This window comes from Clostridium lentum, assembly GCF_014287815.1.
In the GTDB taxonomy this organism is placed as follows: Bacteria; Bacillota; Clostridia; order Clostridiales; family Clostridiaceae; genus Clostridium; species Clostridium lentum.
Genome location: NZ_JACOOQ010000028.1, coordinates 1 through 20,825, shown reverse-complemented (window position 1 = coordinate 20,825; position 20,825 = coordinate 1). Strand labels below are relative to the sequence as shown.

Annotated in this window: 10 protein-coding genes; all 10 read left to right on the top strand. The window is 27.2% G+C overall.

All coding sequences use genetic code 11. From position 1 onward, the window contains the following. Positions 1 to 339 precede the first annotated feature (339 nt). On the top strand, positions 340 to 1,047 hold the full coding sequence (locus tag H8R92_RS12635; RefSeq protein WP_186835634.1) for a LytR/AlgR family response regulator transcription factor: 708 nt from the start codon (positions 340 to 342) through the stop codon (positions 1,045 to 1,047). Positions 1,048 to 1,343: 296 nt separating this feature from the next. Continuing rightward, a complete protein-coding gene (locus H8R92_RS12630) occupies positions 1,344 to 2,012 on the top strand; it encodes a hypothetical protein (protein WP_186835633.1) in 669 nt (222 codons plus the stop codon). A 168-nt stretch (positions 2,013 to 2,180) separates the two neighbouring features. Further along, entirely contained in the window at positions 2,181 to 2,702 is a 522-nt protein-coding gene (locus H8R92_RS12625; RefSeq protein ID WP_186835632.1) for a hypothetical protein, read from the top strand. 43 nt (positions 2,703 to 2,745) lie between these two features. Further along, on the top strand, positions 2,746 to 4,821 hold the full coding sequence (locus H8R92_RS12620; RefSeq protein WP_186835631.1) for a DUF5011/hyalin repeat domain-containing protein: 2,076 nt from the start codon (positions 2,746 to 2,748) through the stop codon (positions 4,819 to 4,821). A 196-nt stretch (positions 4,822 to 5,017) separates the two neighbouring features. Beyond that, complete coding sequence (locus H8R92_RS12615) at positions 5,018 to 7,045, top strand: DUF5011/hyalin repeat domain-containing protein (RefSeq protein ID WP_186835630.1); 2,028 nt, start codon at positions 5,018 to 5,020, stop codon at positions 7,043 to 7,045. A gap of 95 nt (positions 7,046 to 7,140) precedes the next feature. Beyond that, positions 7,141 to 7,656 (top strand): hypothetical protein, encoded by a 516-nt coding sequence (locus tag H8R92_RS12610; protein ID WP_186835629.1) that lies wholly within the window; start codon positions 7,141 to 7,143, stop codon positions 7,654 to 7,656. 19 nt (positions 7,657 to 7,675) lie between these two features. Beyond that, positions 7,676 to 8,713 carry a hypothetical protein gene (locus H8R92_RS12605; protein WP_186835628.1) on the top strand — a complete coding sequence of 346 codons (1,038 nt, stop codon included), beginning with the start codon at positions 7,676 to 7,678 and terminating at the stop codon, positions 8,711 to 8,713. Positions 8,714 to 8,744: 31 nt separating this feature from the next. Beyond that, a complete protein-coding gene (locus tag H8R92_RS12600) occupies positions 8,745 to 9,191 on the top strand; it encodes a hypothetical protein (RefSeq protein WP_186835627.1) in 447 nt (148 codons plus the stop codon). Positions 9,192 to 9,207: 16 nt separating this feature from the next. Continuing rightward, on the top strand, positions 9,208 to 9,657 hold the full coding sequence (locus H8R92_RS12595) for a hypothetical protein (RefSeq protein WP_186835626.1): 450 nt from the start codon (positions 9,208 to 9,210) through the stop codon (positions 9,655 to 9,657). A gap of 280 nt (positions 9,658 to 9,937) precedes the next feature. Then, positions 9,938 to 20,825, top strand: a 10,888-nt coding sequence (locus H8R92_RS12590) for an immunoglobulin-like domain-containing protein (protein ID WP_186835625.1), incomplete at its 3' end; no start/stop codon positions are given.

The window sequence follows — 20,825 nt, the reverse complement described above, 5'->3', positions numbered from 1 at the left end:
TTACGCCTTTGGAGTGATATATCAAACTAAAGTAGTCTATGTTTATCAAGACAAAATAGGTCACGTTGAAAAAGGAAAAATCTCAATATGGGTATGTTTGTCCATATTTCGAGTAGCAGGTGGAGTTCATTTATAGATAAATAAGAAGTAAAAAGTAATTATTATAAATAGGAAAGTAAATTATTATGGATAATATAATAAAATTAAAAAAATAATAAAGAAAATATAGAAAAAACAATTTAAAAGTGATAGAATGTTGTAATAAATACTGTATTTAATTTTATTTAATATTGTTATAGTGATAAACACAATTTAAAAAAGATTAAGTTAGGAGAAAAAATGAGAATTGCAATATGTGAAGATAGTAAATTACAATACCAAGTACTTGAGAATCAAGTGCTTAAGTGGGCAAATGAAAGGGAAGAAGCTATTGACATAGAAGGATTTGAAAGTGGAGAAGAGTTTCTATTTAAATGGCCTGAAGATTGTGATTTTGATTTAGTGTTATTAGATATAAATATGAGAGGAATGTCAGGAGTACAATTAGCGAAAGAAATAAGAAAGCAGGATAAAGATATTCTAATTATCTTTATAACGGCAGAAGTAGAACATGCATTAGAAGGATATAATGTAAGTGCTCTTAATTATTTATTAAAGCCTGTGAAAGAAGAAGCTTTATTTAAATGTTTAGATATTTCTTCAGAAAAGATTAAAGAAAATTCAAGTAATGCCAAGTATTTAGTTTTTTCAAAAGGAAGAGAACAAATAAAAGTTGATATAAATAAGATAATTTTCATTTCAGCCTTTGACCATTATGTGGATATTCATTATGATAATGAAATTATTACTATTAAAAGTAAAATTGGTGATATGGAAAAAGTATTAGAATTTAGAGAAGAATTTGTAAGATGTCATAGATCATACATAGTTAATATAAATAATATAGTAACTTTAACTAAGAAAAGTGCCATATTAAAAAATAAAATAGAGCTTCCAGTGAGCAAAAGTAAATTTGAAGCTGTAAGTGAAAAATTCAAATTAATATAAAAGTACATATAATATAAAATTACATATTATGATAATTCCCGAAGGAATATAATTGCAAACATGAATGATTATATTTTTTCGGGAATTATTTTTAATAAAAGAATAAAAACACAAAAAACGACATAAAAATATAATTTACGAATAATTTTTAAAATTTAACGAATGTTTTAATAAAACTAAAAAAAAGATTATATAATTAAGTCAACAGGTGAGAGAAAACAAAGGAAAAGAAAAACTCACCCAAAAAAATATTAAAAACAATGAATAAATTAAATCATTTAGGGGGATTTTAAATTATGAAAAAGAAATTTTTATCATTAATGATGGCAGCAGCAGTTGTTGCTACAACTTCAGTAAGTGCATTTGCAGCAGAGAGTAATTCTAACGTGACAATGCCAAAGGAAGCAAATATTAAGGAAACAGATGATCAAACACCTACACAAGATGTTTATATTACAGGTCACGTACAAGATGAACAAGGAGAAATGCCAACTGCAAGTTTTAAGGTAACTGTTCCTACAGCAGCTAACTTTACTGTTACTAACGCAGGGGTAGTTGTAGGGCCAGAATTAGAGGTTAAAAATGAAGGGACACAAGGAATTGAAGTTTATGCAACTGAGTTTACAAAGACAACTGGTGGAGATTTAAAAGTAGTTAAATCAACTGGATTAGCTAATGCACCTAGAACTTCAGTAGCATTAAAATTAGTTGTAAATGGGAATGATGTAGCTCATTTAGGTGCAGGTGGAGATGAAAATGGTGTGTTTAAAAGTGGGGAGTTAACTGAAAAAACACCAGGTGGAGAAAAATTATTAACTTTAGGAGCAGGTGCTAATGAAGCGAAAACAAGAAAAATAAAACTTGAGGGTACAGCAGGAAAAGGTACAACACATGTAGATAAAGCAGTGTCAGATACTTTCAAGTTAGTTTTAAAAATTAAAAAAGCACCAGCTAATTCACAATAAGTAATAAAAAATAATTAGATAATTAAAATCCATAATAAATTTATTTATTATGGATTTTAATTTAAAAAAATAAAATGCTTATGATTAGTAAATGTTTATTTTAAAATGATTATAATTAAAAAGGTGGTTTTCAAAAAATGAAAATTTTAAAATAAAAGGAGTGGAAACATGGAAAAAGATTTAAAAAAAGTTAAAAATAATAAAAAAATTATAATTTCAATTTTTTTATTATTAGTATTAGTTTGTGGAATGTTTTTTGTTTTTAAAAAGAGTGTTGTAAAAAATAAAGATGTTAGTGGGGCAAGTGTATCAGGATATATTCTTGAAGATGGAGCGGAACCGGGATTAACAGAGGATGAAATAAGAGAATTATTACAAAGACAAGTAGATGAGTCTACTATTTCTTTTAGTATTTCTTCTGATCCAATTTTTAAAGGTAAGAAAGCTTTTATGGTTATGGCAAATCCAAGATATAATGCTTATGATATTGATTATGTTATAACTGTTGATGGAAAAGAAATAATAAGAACTGCTAAAATAGCACCAAATCAATATATTGAAGAAGTTGAACTTAAAGAAGCTTTACCAAAAGGTAGCTACATTGGTGAAGCGCTTATAACTGGTTATAATAAAGAAACTGGTGCAGAAGTAGGGAAAACTATAGTTGAGCTTAATATAACTTCACAATAATTTATGTTATTAATTTAAATAATGTGAATTTTGGGGGGGAATTATGAAAAGAAAAGAAATTTTAGTCTTAATAGGAGAAGTGTTAGGAAGTAGGGCGGTATACTCTATAGCGTCTTTGGTTATTACCATGACTATGCTTTCTGGCATTACAATTATATTAAGAAATGATATAAGAGATATAAAAAACTATGTCCAGTCAGTTGTAGATAAAGATCCTAATTATAAAGAAGTTCATGGGCAGGTAAGTGGTAGTGAAAATGTTATTAGAGGAAATATAGATGTTGAAACACTTTTAGCTAAAGATGATAAGAAAATAGAAGACGCTAATACTGCTAGTAATATTAATAATGGATATGATAATTATACACCTACTCAAACTGTTGCTGATGATATCAGTAATAAACCATCAAATATTGCGAATAATTCTTCTGTAAGTGGAGAAACATCATCTGGTATTACTAGTAATAATAAACCTTTAAATAATGATGGAAATGTTAATACTAATGATAATACTAATAATAGTAATGATTCTCAAAAAGAAGAAATTAATGATAGATCATCTTTTAATGGTAAAGATGTAATGGTTTCAGAAGGTGAGCCTTTTAATCCAATGAATGCTTTACAATTAGCAGCTACAGATATTAATGGTAAAAATATCACTAATAAAATAGTTATTACAGAAAATAATGTAGATACATACAAACCAGGATTATATACTGTAAAAGCTAATGTAACATTAAGTAATGAAAATACTTTAGAAAAAGAATTTTTAGTAAGGGTAGAACCTACAATATTAAATTTAGCAGTAAATGATTTAAAGATATCTAAAGATGTTTTAGAAAAAAATGAACATTTCAATTTAACATTTGCAGTTAAATCATCAAAAAGTTATTTAGAAGTAGCTTCTGTCAATATAAATAATAAAGATTATACAGTAAATAAACTTTCTAGTGGTTCTTTTTTAAGGAAAAGTGATAAATATGAAGTGGATTTAGTAGCACCAGTTAAAGGTGGAACAGAAAAAATTCAAATTAAAAGTGTAACAATGTCTGATGGAACTATAGTAGATGTTGATAAAAGTATTGAGATAGAAATATTAAAAGAAGAAGCTCAGATAACAGATGTAGTTATAAAAAATATAAGTAATGAGCAAGAAAAAATATCATTAGAATATAACTTAAATGATATTGATGAAACTATAGATAAGGCTATGCTTTACTTATACAATGAAGAGAATATTATAATTCAACAAGAAGAGCTTCAAAAGAATAATAAATCTAATATCGAATTAGATATAAATGAAAATGGAATTTATAAAGTTGAAATTAGAGCTTATTATAAAGAAGATATAAATACTGTTAGTGATTTTTATTTAGAAAAAGAATTGTTTGTAGAAAATATTGAAGTAAGTAAATTTAATAATGAATTATTAAATGAAAATGAACAAATATCTATGGCTTCAATTGATTATGAAGCTGAGTCTAGGCTTAGAATGAGTATTTCTAAAAATGAAGGAAGTTATAGACAAGTAAATACTAATCTTGCCTCTGTAGAAGGAGAAAGTGAAATAAGCGGATTGGATAATCAAGAACTAACTCAAGATATTAAAATCATAGGAAATGTAATGGATGACAAAGGTAATATGCCTGTAACTAATTTTAAGGTAACAGTTCCAACAACAGCAAACTTTACAGTAAATAAATCAGGTAATCTTATTGGACCTACTTTACAAGTAATAAATGAAGGTAGACAAGAAATAGATGTATATGCTAATGGTTTTGAGAAGGTAGGAAATGGAGATATTGAAATTATTTCAGAAAAAGAAGTGTTAACAAATAAAGAACTTGATAGGAAATCAATATCATTAAAATTGGTGGGAAGTGAAGGTATTGCGTATTTATCAGCAACTAAAGATGGCAATGGTGGAGTATCAGAAAATGTGGGTTTAAGTACATTATCAGAATCTGGAGTGAAATTATTAACACTATCAAGTGGAAATGAAACACCTCAAGTTAAAAGAATAGATATTCAAGGAAAAGCTGGTATTAAACCGATAACTAAACCAGCATCTGATAAGTTTATTTTAACTTTGAAGATTAAAAAGCGTGTTAATGAATAAAAGCAATTAAAATAGATTAAATCGACTTAGTATTTTTTGATATTATGTCGATTTTTTTAGTTGTTAAATTATAAAATTAACGAAATAAAGAATAAATTTACGAATATTTATTTAAGAGTATTTAAAAATTTGTTAAAATTATGATAAGATTTTAGAATGGCATAAATTATAAGTATAATTTATAGGGGCATGAATAATGAAGAGAGATAAAATTATAGAAAAAATAAGAGAATTTTACAAACATAAAAAGAACTACTATATTACAGGGGGAAGTATAATTATTATTGCTTTTTTAGGGACAATAATTGTGAAACCTAGTTATATAGAAAAAACAAATTTTTATATTAAATCTTTAATAGATGGAGATCCTAATTATGAACAAGTGAAAGAAAAAGTAGCATTGTATGCTTTTAGAAAAGAAATTAGCCTTAAGGAATTTAAAGAAGGAACTATTGTAAAGAAAGAAGATGAAGTAAAAGGTCCAATTACAGCTTCTGCTATTAAAAGTGGATTTGATAGCTTCACACCATCAGAAATTCCAAAAGATGATACGACTACAGAAACTTCCACTTACAGTAATAATACTTTAAACAATGGTAGTAGTTCTAGTAATTACTATGTAGAAGAAAAGCCATCATCAAACAATGGCAATAATACTTCATCAAGTAATGATAATGAGAAAATTGAAAATAAGAAAGAAGAGTTTATTGATAAATCATCTTTTGTAGGAAAAGATTTAATGATTTATGAAGGTGATAAATTTGATCCTTTAAAAAATCTAAAATTATCTGCTACTGATATTGATGGTAGTAATATAACTAATAAGATAGTTATTACGGAAAATACTGTTGATACATATAAACCAGGTTTATATACTGTAAAAGCTAATGTTCAATTAAGTGATAATACTAAGCTAGAAAAAGATTTTTTAGTTAGAGTTGAAACTACGGCATTGGAATTAGCAGTGGTATCTTTAGAAACAGAATCTGATATAGTAAAAAAGAAAGAAGAAGTGAATATTGATTTTGATGTTAAATCATCTAAAGATTATATATATGTAGAAAAAGTTATAGTTAATGGTAAAGAATATAATGCCACAAGAAAATTAACTAGAAGTTTATTTTCTAAATCAGACAAGTATTCAACAGTTGTACAAGCTCCTGAAATAGCAGGAATTAATAATCTAACATTGGAAACCATAATAATGTCAGATGGTACTGAAGTTTCAATAAATCAAAGTGTTGCCATAGAAGTTTTACCAGAAGAACCAACAGTTGATGATTTAGTGGTAGATGGCAATATTGAAGATGATAATATAAATATTGATGCTGAATTTACCATTAAAGATATAGACAATACTTTAGAGTCTGGAAAAGTTATATTATATGATGAAAATAATGAAATAATAAGAGAAGATTATGTAAAAACAAATGAATTAGTAAAGTTAAAGTATGAACTTCTAGATGAAAAAGTATATACTTTAAAAGTTCTTAAATATACTAAGTCAAGACCAAGAGAAGCTGAATTAGTAAATAAAGTTATAGATTTAAGACGAGCAAGAGAAAAATTTATAAATAACTATAATCTAATAGAAGGAATAAATCATTTTTCATTAATTTCTGAAGTTGAAGAAGATAATTCCTCTTCTGAAAATAATGATAATGAGAAGGATTTAATAACAAGTAATTCAACAACTAATTCTAGTATATCTACAAGTGGTATAATTAAAAGTGATGCGGGAGAAACACCTAAAAAGACAATAAGTGTAAGTATTCCAACAGCAATAGCATTTACTGTCAATAAAGATGCAGAGTTTATAGGTGCTAATATAAATATAGCTAATAACGGAGAAGTACCGGTAGATATAAGTGCTATAAAATTTATGGATTATAGTATAGATGAAGGGATAAAACTTATAACCACTACAGATGTAAGAACATCAGCAACAACAAAAAATACAGAAAGTGTTGGATATAGAAGAAATGAAATTAATTTATATTTAGAAGGTAATTTAAAGAAAGTTTATTTAGGACATGAAAAAATAGTTTCTCAACTTGGGGAACAAGAAGCTTCTGAAGCTCAAAAGAAAATAGCTAAAGTATTAGCAAATTCATCTACAACATTAACTTTAAATGGTGTTGCTGGGCAAAATCCATTAGAAGTTAATAAACCAATTAAAGATACCTTTAGATTGACTTTAAGAATTAAAAAAAGCTCAGAATAAAATTATAATACTAATGATTAAAAAAGGGGGAAGAATGTTTATTGTTCCCCTTAAAATGTTATAGTTTAGATTATTATAGAAAGGAATACAATTTAATGAAATTTAGTTTTAGTAAAAAAAACATTAAATTTATTTTAATTTTTTCAGCATTTATTGGAATAGGTGTAATTGTAGGATTAAGTGTAAATGTTTATAAAAATTATGGTAGTAATTCAACTGGAGCCATAATACAAGATGGTGTTATATCAGGATATACTGCATCTGAAATTGAAGAGATAATGCAAAGAAAAGCCGATGAATCAACTTTTTCCTTTGAGATTAACTCAAGACCATTTTTTGAAAATGGAAAATCAGAAGGTAATATAAGAATATATAATCCACCTTTTAATAATTATTTAATAGACGTGGAAATAAAATTAGATTCTAATAATAAAACAATATTTAAAAGTGGTAAACTTAAACCTAATCAATACATAGAAAAAGCAAAATTAAGTAGAAACCTTAAAAAAGGTGAGTATGAAGCTACTGCCACTATAAGTGCATATGATCCTGAAAGTGAACAGTTATTAGGTGTATCAGTGGCTAAATTAATAATAGCTATTGAAAATTAGGATGAAAGAGGGGGATATATTGAAAAGAGCATTAATTTTAGGAGTATTATGTACTTTAATAAATTTTTCATCAATTACAGAAGCAAATTCTATAAAATATTTGGCAGAAACAACGTCTACTGAAACTTCAGGTTCAACAGGAGCTACTGGAGAATCAGGAGGAAATCAATCAAGTTCAGCTGGTAGTGGAACAACAGGAGGAAGTAGTACTCCTAATTCAAATGGGAATGTTGATAAAGTTGAATCAGCAAATCCAGAAGTAGAACTCGATGGTGCAATAGGACCGTGGGAACCCGACAATAAGGATATGCCTAATTTTGATAATATTCAGGATGGAGATTTAATAGGAACTAAACCAAGTGATGATAAACTTTTTAAAATATCAGTGACAGTTCCATTAAATATGGATTTTATGATAGTAAATAGACTTGAAAATGGTGGTTCTTTTTATGGTAAATTTGTTTCACCGTATCATAGTATAACTAATAATGGAACATATCCATTAAATGTTTCCCTTAATAGTTTTACAAGAGCAGATGAAAGTAGCAATTCTAGTGGTACCGCAAGAACTAATAGTTCGAGTAAAGACACTAAGCTATATGTGGAAGAACCACAAGCTGGGAATAATAAAGTTGAAATGAGATTAAGTTTAAATTATGATAGACCACAACAAGGTACATATTTAAAAACAATAAATTTACATACTTTAAATGAAAGCACAACTTCTGAAGAAAAACAGTTAGGTGAAATTGGTTCTAATGAAACTGCTAGAATATATTATAGAAGTGATTTATGGGAAACACCTAAAAGTGAAGGAATTGAAGCTGATGTTGTTTCTAATTTTAATTTAATATTATCTTTCTCTACTCAAAACACAAATGCAGGTATAGAAAATGGAGCAGGTGGTAGTGCAGGCACAGGCTCTGAAGGAAATGCTTCAAGTACACCTTCTAGTGGAAATATAACTAGTGGTGGAAGTAATGAAGGAGCTGATTCAGGTTCAGGTTCTACTGGAAGTGGTGAAAATTCAGCACTACAAAATCCTAGTGAAAGTTAATATAAATTACAGATAAAGTTGGTGAGCAATTATGAAAAAGAAAAATAGCATTATTGCAATTGGAATTGTAGTAGGTATAGGGGTGATTGTATTTTTAGCTTCATTTACTAGTAGTAAATTTAATAATATCAGCAAATATAAATTATTAGAAACTCCTGTACCAATAAATTCTATTAATGTATCAGTTAGAATTGCCAATTATGAAAATACCTTAAAATCTATAATTAAATATGAAAATAATTCATCACATGATATAAGTAATATGGTTATAGAAGTTAGATTTAAATCTGAAAATAAAGTTGTTTCTTATGAATTAGATGAGTTAGTTAAATCAGGACAGATATCTTCAGATTTTTATGGAGAAGCACCTGACAGTGGAAATGAAGAAGATTTAGAATTTTTAAAGTATAAAGTTACATTGAAAAATGGAACTTATATGGAATATGATCAAACAACAAATACTTATAATTGGTCATAAAAAAGGAGGTGCTAATTTGAAAAGTAATAAAAATATAATAATAGCTATATCTTTAATAGTTGTATTTATCTTGGGGGCATTTTTAATTATAAAAAGTACTAAAAATACAGAGGAAAGTAGATTTTCTACTGCTATAGAGCAACCTTTTACTATAGACACTATAAATGTTGTATTTAATATAAACCAAGATGGAGATCATCCGTTATTAAAAACTTATTATGAAAATAATTCTAATAAAACAATAACAAATATGACTTTACAAGTTAAGTATAAAAATACTGACACTGTTGAAGATATTAATATAAGTGGTTTAGTATCTTCAGGAGAAAAGTCAAAAGAAGTGTTAATAGTAGGACCAGATAGTAGATTAGTTGAAGATGTAGAAATATTAAAATATAAAATATCAATAGAAGATGGAGTTTATATGGAATATAATCCAATAACTAGTGAGTACAATTGGTCATAAAATATATTAAATTTTTTTATATAATGAATATAAAATTTTGCGAAAAAATAGCGAAAAAAGTTGAAATATGTTAAAATTATAATAGATTTAAAAGTAGTATAGTTAATAGTTTATTAGTTATAGTATTTTTAAATCTTTTTTATATGTTTCTAAGAATGGAGGGATGAAATAAAAAAATAAGCTACGCTTATTTAAAAGTATAATAAGTTAGTGAGAGAACTACTTAAAAGTATCAAGAATATGTGAAGTATTATAACTTTACATAATGGGAGGTGAAGTAGTGAAACAAAGAAAAAGACTTTTATCTTTGATATGTGTAGCATTAATGACAATTGAATTTTTACCAACACAATTAATAGCTAATGCTACATTAAACTCAAATGAAGTCAAAGAAGTAGAAGAATCTGAAAATAAAGATATACAAAAAGAAGATTCTGATACAAAAAAAGAAGTTGTTTCTGAAGAAAAAACAGCTGATATTAGCAAATTAGAAGGAGAAACTGAAGTTAAAGAAGAAAAGGTTGAAAATCAATTAAAAAATAGTATTTTTACTTTTTTCATAAAAGAAAAAACCATAAGTAATTCTTCTAATATTAAAGAATTTTTATCACTAAAGTTTAATAGAGAAACTAAAAAGTTTGAAGTATCTAAAAATATAGAAAAAGATTTTTCTATTAATAAAGATGAAAGTTCAAATGAAAGCAATAATGAAAGTAATGAGCTATTAGAATTAAGGGTTATTGATGGTGAAAATAAAGAAAAATTAAATATAAAGCTATTAGATAACCATGATAATAGTGAAGAACTTAAAAAGCTTTTAGAATTAGAAATTAAAGAAACAGATTATATTCAAATAAATATCTTAAATACAGATTTAAATTTAAAAATTGAAGATGATATTTATGGAGATATAACAAAAGAAAAGGAAGATTACAGTGATGGTGTATCTACATTAGATTATATTAACAATGTAAGATTCCAAATTAAAAAAGAAGGAATCAATACAATATATAATGAAGCACCAGTTATAAATGGAGTAAATGATATAGAGGTTGATTCAGAAAATAAAGATGCTTTACTTCAAGGAATAAGTGTTACTGATGACCATGATGAAATACAAAATTCAAGTATTCAAGTTTCATCTAAAAAGTTGGAAGAAAATAAAACTTTGGTGACATATAGTGTAAAAGATTCATGGGGTAGAGTAACTAGTGCCAGCAGAAACATAACTTATATAAGCAAAGCTAGTGAAAATGAAAGTGAAAGTGAAAGTGAAGTTTCACCTATAGCTTTAGACACTAGAGCTCAACCAACATCATTAAGAGATGTTGTTTTTACAGTAAAAGGTGTTAGATATAGCAATGGTAACGAGGAAAGATTTAAAATTAAATTTGATACTAATAAAAAGCTTATAAAAGTAACAGATATGGATATGCGTATTATGACAACTAATAATGCAGATGAGTATTTCATTTTTGAATTATACGACTCTAGAATGCAACTTAAAAAAGATGTTGTAATTAGAGGAAATGAAAGAAGTGAGGCAGCCAATGCTTTAAATAACGTTCCATATGAAATTGGTGATTATATTTATGTTTATCATAAGCAATCTAATGAGAAAAAGTTATTAGTAAATGGTGTTAAGGGTAATGACAACAATTCATATGCTGAGGGAACTGCAAGCTTAGAAAGAGGTAAAAAGTTATTTAAAGTAACAAATACTGGATTAGAAGTAGTAACTAATGAGGCTCCAACAATAACTATAGGTTCAGAATCAGGATATACTGAAGTAACTGAAAATAATGAAACAGTTTGGAAGAAAACAATAAAAAGAGGAGATGATATAGATTTAGCAAAAGGGATAACAGTAAGTGATACTTTTGATCGAGATAATCATATTCCTTTATTATTAGATTATAGTGTTTTCAATAATATGAAGTTAGGTGAACAAACAGTTATATACACATTAACAGATAGTTGGGGAGCAAGAGTAACTAAGAAAGCTATAATTACAGTACAACCTAAGAATGAATTAGAGCAAGTTAAGTTTAAGTTTTATTCTAAAGGTACTAATAATGAGTTGTTTAATATGACTATTGACTCTGTAAATCATAAAATAGAAGTTAATAGAGTATCAAGTAATAATCAAGCTATAAAAGGATATTCTGGAGCTGCTTTTAAAATTAAGATTATAGATGGTGTTAGAAATGTAGTTAAAAGAGAAATAGCCATTAGAGGTACAGAAACAGGATTTTCATCTACTTTAGATAGATTAGATGGGTATTCATATAATAATGGTGATAGAATTTCAATTTGGGCATTAAATACTGAAGATGTAAAAATTGAAGGTGATGCCAATATTAAAGATAAACCTAATAATGTAAATTATGCTGATGGATTAACAAACAGAGATTATCTTGATAATGTTAGATTTGAAATGAATGAAAATAAACTAAAATATATTTATAATCAAGCTCCTGAAATTACTTTTGATAATCAAGTAATATCAGTTACAAGAGGTGAGGAGTTAAATCCTACAATAGGAGTAACTGTAACAGATGATTATGATAAGGAAGATACTATAAAAATAGAAAATGTTAAAGTTGTAGGATTTGATAAATATAAATTAGGAGAGCAAAATGTAACTTATCAATATACAGATAGTTGGGGTAGAACAGGAACTGCCACAAGAACTGTTAGAGTTTTAGCTAAAAATAAGCTGGAAGACAATACTGTTAAAATATATAAGGATAATACTAATAAAGCAATTTTAAGTATTTCTTTTGATGATATTACAAGAAAGCTAAAGGTTAGTGATGCTACAACTGATACTATTAATGGTGTAAATGAAGTTGCTTTAGTAATAAAAACTTATAGACATGGTAGTGTAGAGCGTACTTTAGATATAAATGGTAATATGTCAGGTATACAAATAAAAAATATCATAGAAAATTTAAATATTAATTATGAATATGGAGATATGATAGATTTTGTATCAACAGATAGTACCAAGTTAAATAGAGTAAGAGTTTTTGGTAGTTTAGCTCAAGGTTCAGATGATAATAGTAATAAAACTAATAGCACAGTATCTAGAGAAGGTGAGCAGCAAGGAAATACAAATGTTCCTAATAGTGGTGTAAATAGTGATACAAATCCGTATAATAGTGGGTTTGCTACTGTAGATAATATGAAAAATACTAGATTTGAACTTACTAAAGATGGTATAAAAGCTATTTATAATAAAGCACCTGTTTTAAGTGGATTAGATGAACTTAAAATAATAAAAGGAAATGAACCTCAATTTAGAGATGGTGTAACTGTAACTGATGAATTAGATGATGATAATGCTCTTACAAATGCTATACAGATAGACAGTTCTGATTTTAATAACAATGTTGTTGGAGTTTATGGAGTAACTTATACTGTTACAGATACTTGGGGAAGAAGCACTAGCCAAGTAAGAAATGTTAGAGTTGTATCTAAGGTTGAAAATAATGTAATATCTCTTGATGGAGATAATGATAATAAGTTATTTGAAATAGGTTTTGATACAGTAAGAAATAAATTAACATTTAAAAAGTTAGAACAAAGTTCTGGAGCTGGAAGTGATTCAAGTACAGATGGAAGCAATGGAAGTGGAACCACTGAACAACCTGAAGGTGGAAATTTAGGGGAACAACAACCAGATAATGAGCAATCACCTTCTACACCTGAGGCAAATGAAGAAAACAACCATTCATCTAGAACAGCATCAAGCGAAACTACAACTAATAAATTATTTGAAATTAAAGTTTTTGATGATAAGATGAAATTAGTTGAAACTGCAACTTTAAATGGTGAAGATTATGAAACTTTTAAAAGTCAATTACAGTCTATAAATATGTATGAAAGTTATTATGTAAGCTTATGGGCTTCAAATCATAACAAGTTAAAGATTTCAGGAAATGTTATTAAAACAGATAGAGTGTCAGAAGAGGATTATAGCAATGGAATAAATTCTGAAGATCAAATGATAAATGTAAGATTTGAAAGTACAGAAGAAGGTCTTAAAGCTATTTATAATGCTGCACCAGTAATATCAATGAAATCATCAACTACACCAGAAGCTCAGCCTCAATCTACAAATGATTCAATAACTGCATTAACAAGTTTTTCTCATTATTTAGGTGAGACATATAAGTTAACTGAAAATATGCAAGTAACTGATGATAAAGATACAGATATAAGTGTTGATGATATAAAAACAACTTATGTTAGAAAAGAAGTATCATCAGGAAATACAAATTCACCTGAATTATCAGAAGCTTCAAGAGCTACAACAGAAAATGAACAAGGAACTTCTGGAAGTACAAGTGATAATAATCAAACTACAGAAAGTGCTAATAATTCAGTTCCAACTGAAGTTGGAACATATATTGTAACTTATACAGTAACTGATAGTTGGGAACGTGAAGCAAAAGTAACTAGAGAGTTAACTATTCAAAAAGGTTTAGAAAGACATGAACTAATATTTGGTGGACGTGATAGAAATGAAAGAGATTTATATGCCTTTAAATTAAAATTAAGAGAAAATGAGAACAACAAGCCTAAAATTGATTTTGAAGCTTTAATAAATGGTCAAATTCTTGCTACAGCTGGTAGTGATTATGAATATTATAGGGTAGAAATATTTAGAGTAAATTCGCAAAGCGGAAATGTGCAAAGTATTTTTAATGCTGCAGTTGGAGTACGAGATAATCCACAAAACAATAACTTTCCTATGAAGCCAATAGCAAATCAAAATTTAGAATATGGAGATAAAATTAAAATTTACGCAAGACAAACACCAAACTTTAGAATAAAAGGAGAAATACTTGGTGATGTAAAAGAAGATTATTCAGATGGTGTTCAAAATAAAATGAATCTTGATTATGTTCAATTTGAAATAACAAAAGAAGGATTAAAAGCAATTTATAATGATACAGATTTAAATGATAACATAAAAAATGTTATAACAATTATAGATAGAGGTGGATTGCAGCCATTTAAAATTAAGTTTAACACATCTGATAAAGGTAATGATCCTTCAAATAATTTAGGAAGAATAAATATAGATAAATTTACAGAACCTATAATATATGAAGATAGAACTGAAGCATTACGTATAAGATTTGTCAAAGGAAATGAGGGTTATTATACAAAAGCGTATACAGGCGTTACAAGTGGAAATAATGGTGATTTTAGAGATATTGAAAATGCTTATGTTAAAGAGGGATATTACTTAGAGTTTTGGTTTAAGGCTGCAGATAGGCTTTTTGTAACAGGACTACCTAAAGATAATTATGATTTTACAAAAGGGGCAACAGCTGAACTGTTAGAAAATACAAGATTCTATTTCAAATCAACAGGTATTGAAGCTGTATATAATAATGCTCCAGAAATAAAAACAAAAGATATTGATATATATGTAGGAGATACAAACTTTGATTTAACAAATAGTGTAATAGTTACAGATGATCATGATGATATATATGAAAATGGAAATCTTAAAAATACAAGTAATAGTGCTAATATACCAATTTTATCAACGAATCAAACTATATCAAATAAAAATGTTTTAACTTATAGTATAAATGAAAATACTCGTAAGGGTGCAGATACATCTACAAGTATAGATACTAACACTTTAGGTGAAAGAACTGTAACTTATACTTATATAGACAGCTGGGGAAGAACTGGAACAACAACAAGAAAAGTAGTTGTTAGACCACAGTTATATAAAAATAAAATTCAAGTATATGCTGAAGATAATGAAAGTTTATCAGCAAGAACAACTATAAATGAAGATATAGTTGATAGTAGTAATAATAATACTGGAAATAGTAATGATCAAAATTCTGGTTCACAATCACCAGAAGGTAGTGATAATTCTAATGTAGAAACTAATTCTAAAAAGCCAGCATTTGAAATTGGATTTAATACTTTAACTAATAATTATCAAGTTATAAATAGAAAAGATGAATATTTAGATATAGAAAATCCAAGAAAAGATATTTTTGCTATTCAAATAAAAGGAGAAAATGGGGAAGTAAAGTTTGAAGAAACTTTAAAAGGTAATGATAAAGGAAGTACTGAAAAATTAAATAGATTAAATAGTATTCCTTATTCCGAAACTGATATTATTAGAGTTTGGAGAGCAAGTAGTAATTCAGAAAATATTAATAAAAAAGATGTATCTACTAATAATGGTGAAGAAAATACTGCTGTAGTTGTACCAAACCTTAAAATTACAGGAGAAGTTAAAAAAGATGAAAATAGTAAAATAACAGAAGATTATTCTAATGGTATTAATAATATTGATTTCATGAATAATGTTGGATTTAATCCAAAAGCTGAAGGATTAAAAGCTATTTACAATGAAGCACCAGTAATAAAAGGATTTGATGAAAGTACAGAAGTGATAGAAAAGGGAGCTAGTTTTAATTTAACAGATAATGTAACAATTACTGATGATAAAGATAGAGGTCTTTCATTTACTGTATCACCAGAGCAAATAGATACAAATCAATTAGGTATTCATAAAGTAACATACACTACTACAGATAGTTGGAATAGAACTACAACTAAGATAAGAACAATAGAAGTTGTATCTAAAGTTAAAAGTAATAGTATTCAAGTATATAATCCAGAAGAAAGTAACTCAAATTTATTATTTAAAATTGATTTTGATGCAAGTGCTAAAAAGTTTATAATTAATAATGAAGTTGATTCTAGTACTAATCTGCCAAATGAAGAAACTGGTAATGGACCACAAGAACAAGAAAGTAGAAGTGCTGAAATAGTACCAAATGAAGGTAATGGTGAAGAAATTGAAACACCAGATGATTCAACACCAGGAGAAACTATACCACCTATAGAAAATGTACCACCAACAGATACAGAAGGTGCACCATCACAAGAATCTAATGATGGAAAAATATTTAGAATAAAAATATTTGACAATAATGGTGCAGTAGTAGTTAATTCAGCTGTAAATGCTTTAAATACAGCAAATGATTCTGAAATACTAGAAAGTATAAAACAACAATTAAAAGGCTTAACTGATTATACCTTTGATATTGGTAATTCTATAAGTCTTTGGTCAACAAGTTCTAATAATGTAAAAATTAAAGGAACGGTTGAAAATGAAAGTATAGATTATGACAATGGTTTAGCTGATAAAATGGATGTAGTAAGGTTTAAAATAACTGAAAATGGATTAAAGGAAATACAAGCATCTACTCCAGTTATAACTTTTGATGAAGGCAAAAATAAATCAGTTGAAGTAAGAAGAGGAGACGCTATTGATTATTTAAGTGGTGTAACAGTAACTGATACTAATGAAAATATAGAACTATCTAAAGTAAGTTATACTCCAAATGATATAGATACTAATGTTTTAGGAGAAAAGCAAGTTACATATACAGTTACAAATAGCTGGGGACAAACAGCAAGTATAATTAGAAAATTTAATATTATACCTAAAAATGATATTGATGGTGTAAGACTAAAGTTAAAATCATCAACTAATGAAAATAATTATTTAGAAATAGGTTTTGATGAATTAAATAAAAAATTAAAAGTTTATCATAAACCAACATCAGCACTATACCCAGAAATTAATGAAAATGTATTGACTATTTCAGTTTATGATTCAAATGGAGAGACTTTAAAAACTTTACAAATACATGGAAATCAAACTATAAATGAAGAAGAATTTACAAAAATAGATGATTCAGCTTACACAGAAGGTTTATTTATAGAAGTTGAAAGTAAATATCCTAAAAACTTATCAATAACTGGTGATATTGCTAATATTCATAATTTAAATAATAAAAATTTAAATCTTTCAGATGGTATAGATGAAAATGAATTAGATACTTTTAAAAATACAAGATTTAAAATAGGAAGTACTCAAATTGAAGCTATTTATAATAAAGCTCCAGTTATAAGTTATCCAGGAAAGGATAATGAAAATGAAAAAAATGGATTAATCACTGTTAAAAAAGGAGAAATTTATGATTATAATAAAGACTTAACTGTTGAAGATGATCATGATGGTAAAATAGAAGCTTCAAATGTTGGTGTTGATGAAAGTAGAGTAAATTATGATGAAGTAGGTACTTATGAAATTACTTATATTGTTACTGATAGTTGGGGAAGAGATGGAACAGCCACTAGACCAGTAAAAATTGTTAGTAATATAGTAGGTAATCAAATAGATATCTATTCTAAGGATAGTACACAACAAGAATCACCTTCTGATAATGAAACAGTTGAAACATTTAGAGAAGCAGCAAGTGATAATGTAACTGAAGGTGATAATAATTCTTCAGAAGATACTGAAACTAGTGCACCAATTAAGGGAAATAGAGTATTTAGTATAGGATTTATTGAAGAAGTTACTTCTAATGAATCAGAAGATAAAAATATAAAAATAAAATTAGAAGTTAGAAATACACAAAATATAGCTATTGATTCAAGCAATGCAAATAAAGAATCTATAAAAATAATAGCTTATAATAAAGATGGTAATAAAAAAGATGGATATGAATTATCTTTAAATGGAGATGATACAGGAACTTCAGAAAAATTAAGGGCATTGCAAAATTGGAATCTTGAATATGGTGATTATATTTCGCTATATGCTTCAGATTTAAATGAACCAGATAGTACTACAAATATAACACCACAGCAACCATCAACTGATGAAACTCCAAGTGAAAGAAATATTTCTATAATTAATGAAAATTCTCCAGTAGAAGGTAGTTCAGGAAGTAATTCAAATGAAACAGTAGAAGGAAATGGTGGAGGAAATTCAGGTGAAGATAGTTCTTCAACTAAACCTAATAAACCAGAAATTACTACAAGTATGATAAGAATTACAGGTGGAGTTTTAAATGCTAGAGAGTTATATGATTCAGGAGCAGTAAAGAAAGATAATATTGTCAACGTAAGATTTGAAATTACTGATGCCGGGTTAGAAGCATTATATAATGATGCACCAAATATTTATATAAGTTCAGGTGAATTTAGTAAGTATTTAGGAGAAACATATAAACTAACAGAAGGCGTAAATGTATATGATGATTTAGATGGTACATTAGGTGAAAGTAAGATAACAACAATTTATAAAAAACTTAGAGAGTTACCTCAAGAAAATACTTCAACAGGAAATAATCAAAATAGTTCTACTTCATCAAGTGCTAGAACTAATTCTGAGGGAAATGATACTTCAGATGAGGGAAATGATTCTAATAATACACCTAATAGTAGTGAATCAGAAGAATCAAGAAAGAATACACTACCAAAAGAACCAGGGGTATATGAAATAACATATATAGCAACTGATAGTTGGGGAAGACAATCAAGTAAAACTAGAGAAATAACAATTAAAAAAGGTATGGAAAGACATGAAATTACTTTTAGAGGCCATAAGCATATATCAGGAAATAATTATGAGGATGATACTTCATTTAAATTAAAATTTGTAGATATAGGTAATGATCAGATTAAAATACTTGTAAGTGGAAAAAATAGAGTAATAAGTGAACGTATGAATATGGACAATTTTTATACTATAAAATTCATTCCAAAAAATGGAGAAAGAACAGAGGTTGTCATAGGTTCAAAAAATAATCCAATGGATGTAAATGGAGAAATACAACGTAAGATAAATAATAAAACTGTACAGTATGGAGATAAAATTCAAGTTTTAGCATTCCAACCTCCAGGAGTTAGTATTTTTGGAGAAATATTAGGTGATGTATATACCGATTATAGTAAAGGTGTTTTTAATAAATATTATTTAGATTATGTAACATTTGAATTTACTAAAGAAGGTCTTAAAGCTACTTATAATGATCCAACAATTAATGCTAATGAAAATATATTTACAATCGTTGATGTTGGTGGATTAAATCCATTTAAAATAAAGGTTACACCACAAGACTCAAATAATGATGGTATTGGAGTGTTAAATGTTACAACTACAAATGATCAGATTTTATATCAAGATACAGGAGAAACTCCTAATGTATTATCAATTGCTTTACATAGGGCTAATAGTAGCAATGATGGTAATCTAAATGAAAGTTTTTCATCAGGTAGTGCTGGAAAAGGAAATAATAAAACTAAATTTGATAAATTTAATGGAAAGGTAGTTTATGATGGAGATTATCTAAAAATTGCTTATAATAGACCTGATATGATGTATGTAATGGGAAGTTATCACTCAAATAGCAACGCAAAAGTAGATTATAATAAAGGTGCAAAGGATAAAGATAATTTAGAAAATGTAAGATTTTATTTTAAACGAGATAATTCTACTAATGAAAGTAGAACAGGGGAAAGTAAGTCTATTGTACTACCTGTATATAATGAAGCACCTGAAATTAAAGGAATAGATTTTAAGAGAGTCCCTGTAAATAATACTTATGATCTTTTACAAGGAGTTGTAACTTCAGATCAAATAGATGATGCATTAAATAAAAAGGTTAAACTAGTTATAAAATGTACAGAACTAGGAATTAATAAAACTATCACTCAAAATGCAAATAAAGTTACTTCTTCAAATGGAATTAGAGGAATATTTAATAAATCTGCAAGTAATGTAAACTCTACTGATAGTACAACTACATTTAATAAAGATAATTCTAGTGAATCAAATATAAACGCTAGTCAAGTAATAGATATGACTGCTTTTAATTATATGTTTGATAAATCAGGTATATTTAATATTGAGTATACAATGACTGATAGTTGGGGAAGAACTACAACTGAATATAGAACAATTCAAGTGTATGGTTCACCTGAGATAGATCCTAAAAAAGATGTAGTGCAAAATGAAACTACAGAACAAGGAGAAAAAGTAGGAACTGTAACTGTTGAATTAAATAGTATGAAAGACAACATTGAAGCATATATGGAATCATACTTTAGAAGTTTAGTTAGCATATCAGACGTAGAAGATGATGACAAAGACTTAAAAGTTGAAATTGAAGGGCAAGTTAATCCTAAAGAAGTTGGAATTTATCCAGTAAATTATAAGGTTACTGATACTCATGGAAATATAACTATGTATAAGATTAATGTTAATGTAGTTAAAACAATTAAAGCAACAGTAACTACAGATATTCCATTCCAAGTAG

Excerpts from the sequence above, each read along its gene's own strand:
- H8R92_RS12635 (WP_186835634.1), top strand. The coding sequence starts at position 340 with ATGAGAATTGCAATATGTGAAGATAGTAAATTACAATACCAAGTACTT.
- H8R92_RS12630 (WP_186835633.1), top strand. The coding sequence starts at position 1,344 with ATGAAAAAGAAATTTTTATCATTAATGATGGCAGCAGCAGTTGTTGCT.
- H8R92_RS12625 (WP_186835632.1), top strand. The coding sequence starts at position 2,181 with ATGGAAAAAGATTTAAAAAAAGTTAAAAATAATAAAAAAATTATAATT.
- H8R92_RS12620 (WP_186835631.1), top strand. The coding sequence starts at position 2,746 with ATGAAAAGAAAAGAAATTTTAGTCTTAATAGGAGAAGTGTTAGGAAGT.
- H8R92_RS12615 (WP_186835630.1), top strand. The coding sequence starts at position 5,018 with ATGAAGAGAGATAAAATTATAGAAAAAATAAGAGAATTTTACAAACAT.
- H8R92_RS12610 (WP_186835629.1), top strand. The coding sequence starts at position 7,141 with ATGAAATTTAGTTTTAGTAAAAAAAACATTAAATTTATTTTAATTTTT.
- H8R92_RS12600 (WP_186835627.1), top strand. The coding sequence starts at position 8,745 with ATGAAAAAGAAAAATAGCATTATTGCAATTGGAATTGTAGTAGGTATA.